Annotated in this window: 2 protein-coding genes and 1 pseudogene; 1 reads left to right on the top strand and 2 read right to left on the bottom strand. The window is 68.3% G+C overall.

Going from position 1 to position 3,022, the window contains the following annotated elements:
* A partial coding sequence (locus tag ACH107_RS31590; RefSeq protein ID WP_412509598.1) for a chromosome segregation SMC family protein occupies positions 1-866 on the top strand: 866 nt, incomplete at its 5' end.
* 103 nt (positions 867-969) lie between these two features.
* Here ACH107_RS31590 and ACH107_RS31585 read toward each other — a convergent pair.
* Complete coding sequence (locus tag ACH107_RS31585; RefSeq protein WP_412509597.1) at positions 970-2,139, bottom strand: lytic murein transglycosylase; 1,170 nt, start codon at positions 2,137-2,139, stop codon at positions 970-972.
* A 126-nt stretch (positions 2,140-2,265) separates the two neighbouring features.
* Positions 2,266-2,925, bottom strand: a pseudogene (locus tag ACH107_RS31580) (cobalamin biosynthesis protein); the annotation flags it as partial.
* Positions 2,926-3,022: the final 97 nt, after the last annotated feature.

The raw sequence follows: 3,022 nt of genomic DNA, 5'->3' as shown, positions 1-3,022 counted from the left end.
CGCCATCAGCTATAGCGCCGCCCGATGACGTCCGTTCCCAGTCCGGCGAGGATGCCGCCCAGCGCCAGGGTCGCGGCAATCTCGGGCGTCGCCATCAGCAGGAGCAGGCCGCCGGGCGCATTGCCGAGGACCTTGACACGACACCCGGGGACCTGCTGGCGCGGCTCGGGGCCGATCCCGACGCCATGCCGGAGGCCGACGCGATCGAGGCGGATGTGAACCGCCTGAAACGGCAGCGCGATGCGCTTGGCGCCGTGAACCTGCGCGCCGAGGAGGACGCGCGCGAGGTTCAGGACGAGCATGACGCCCTGCAATCGGAAAAGGCCGATCTCGAAGCCGCGATCCGCGAACTGCGCAACGGCATCGCCGGCCTTAACCGCGAGGGGCGCGAACGCCTGCTGACGGCCTTCGAGCAGGTGAACGAAAACTTCACCACGCTTTTCAAGCATCTGTTCGGCGGGGGCGAGGCCAATCTGGTGATGGTAGAAAGCGACGACCCGCTGGATGCGGGGCTGGAGATCATGTGTCAGCCGCCGGGCAAGAAGCTCAGCACGCTGTCGCTGCTTTCGGGCGGGGAGCAGACACTGACCGCGCTGGCGCTGATCTTCGCGGTGTTCCTCGCCAACCCGGCGCCGATCTGCGTGCTTGACGAGGTCGACGCGCCGCTCGACGATGCCAACGTGGGCCGTTTCTGCGACCTTCTGGACGAGATGTGCCGCCGGACCGAGACACGGTTCCTGATCATCACCCACCACGCGGTGACGATGAGCCGGATGGACCGGCTGTTCGGTGTCACCATGGCCGAGCAGGGGGTGAGCCAGCTTGTCAGCGTGGACCTGAAGAAGGCCGAGGCGATGGTCGCGTGACGGCGACGGCGCTCGTGCCGCGCTGCGCGGGCACATCGCCCCGCCCGCCGTCCCGCGGGGCCGCGGCGTGCAGGCGCATGATGCCGCGGCCCGACGGGGACCGTCACAACCTGTTCAACAGCCCGGGCGTTGGCCAGGCGTCGGCGGGAAGGCCCAGTTTTTGCTGGATGTCCTGCACCGCCGCGCGCGTGCCCGCGCCCAGGATCCCGTCCACGCCACCGACATCGTAGCCGCGCCGGCTTAGCTTGCGCTGAAGCGTCTTCATCTGGCCGTCCGTCAGCCCGGAATCCGGATTGCCGGGGGCGAAGACGGGCGCCCCTTCGAGCCGGGTGGCGAAATAGGCGGCCGTCAGCACGTAGGTGAAGCTCTGGTTCCATTCGAAGAAAACCCGGAAATTCGGATAGGCCAGAAAGGCCGGGCCCTTGCGCCCCTGCGGCAGGATCAGGCTGGCGGGCAGGTTGCGGGCCAGCTGGCCGTGCCGCGGCGCGACGCCCAGCCGGGCCCAGTCACCGGCGGGCATTCGCGTGCGCAGGCCGGTTTTCGACCAGTCGAGATCGCGCGGCACGGAAACCTCCTGCAGCCAGGGCTCGCCCGCGCGCCAGCCGAGCTGCTGCAGCATTTTCGCGCCGGACATGAGCGCGTCGGGTGGCGATGTCTTGAGGCTGACATGGCCGTCGCCATCGCCATCGACGCCATTGTTGAGAATGTCCTGCGGCAGCATCTGGACCATGCCGATCTCGCCGGCCCATGCGCCGGTGGTGGTCACCGGGTCGAAATCGCCCGTCTCGTAGAGTTTCAGCGCCGCGAAAACCTGCGGCCGGAACAGGTGCGGCCGGCGGCAGTCATGCGCCAGCGTGACGAGCGCGTTGAGCGTGTTGTAGTCGCCCTGGAAACCGCCGTAATCGGTCTCGAACGCCCAGAAGGCCAGCAGAACACCCCGGCTGACGCCGTGGCGTCGCTCGATCCGGTCGAAGATGGCGGCGTGCTGCTCGGCCTTGCGGCGGCCGATCTGGAGGCGGCTCGCGCTGATCAGGCGGCGCGCAAAATCGGTGAAATTCATCTGGAACACGCCCTGCCGCCGGTCGGCGCGGATCACTGACGGGTCGCGTCGCACCGGGGCGAAGAAGGCGTCGACGGTCGCCGGGGCATGGCCGCGCGCGACCGCCTCGGATTTCAGCGCGCCGACAAAGCCCGAGAAGCTGCCGCCGCATTGCTGGGCGGCAGCGGGCATGGCGGTGAGGGCAAGCAGGGCGAACAGGCAGGAAAATCGCATGGAACAAATCTCTGGTTGGGCTTGATGCGTCCTCCATGCCACGGATCGGAGCGTGACAACAGCCGTCCCGCAAGCTCGTGGCCCGGCGGCTGGCGGGTATTTGTGCCGAGAAGAAGACCCGGGGCCTCAGCCGGTGAGCAGCGCCAGCGCGATGACGAGGCCGAGCAGGAGCGCCCACGTGCGCCATAGCAGGGCGCAGGCCGCGTCGATCTCGTCGGCGCCGATCGATTTGCGCCCGGCGGGATGGACGAACGGGAAATCGGTCACCCGCCCGTGATAGGCGCGCGGGCCCGACAGGGCCACGTCGAGCGCGCGGGCGGTCGCGGCCTCGGGCCAGCCGGCATTGGGCGAGCGGTGCAGGCGGGCATCGGCCACGATGGCGCGCCACCGTGGCAAGAGCCCGGCAGGGGTGGCGATCAGCAGGGCGGTGAGCCGGGCCGGGACGATGTTTAGAAGGTCGTCTAACCGCGCCGTGGCCCGGCCGAAGCGTGCGTAGCGGTCGTTGCGGTAGCCGATCATGCTGTCGGCGGTGTTCACGACCTTGTAGAGTAGCAGCCCCGGCAGCCCGGCAATGAGGAACCAGAAGGCGGGTGCGACAATCCCGTCGCTGAAATTCTCGGCCGCCGATTCGATCGCGGCGCGGGCGATTTCGGGGGCGTCCATGTCGGCGGTATCGCGGCCCACGATTCGGGCCACCATCAGCCGCGCGTCATGGAGCGAGAAACGCAGCGCGCGCGCCACGTCCCGGACATGGTCGACGAGCGAGCGCTGAGCGAGCAGGACTGCCACTTTTCCGGCGACACCACGATTGATTGCAGAACTTCCTCTAGCACGTTGCACGTATCAACTCTGTAGCCTTCGTCCTTAAGAGTCATCAGAAGAC

The organism is Roseovarius halophilus (ex Wu et al. 2025), assembly GCF_047086965.1.
Note: the sequence above shows the minus strand (reverse complement) of the source record. Positions and strands in the feature narration are given on the sequence as shown.

Bases quoted from the DNA above. Each gene is read 5' to 3' on its own strand.
- ACH107_RS31585 (WP_412509597.1), bottom strand. From the start codon at position 2,139: ATGCGATTTTCCTGCCTGTTCGCCCTGCTTGCCCTCACCGCCATGCCC.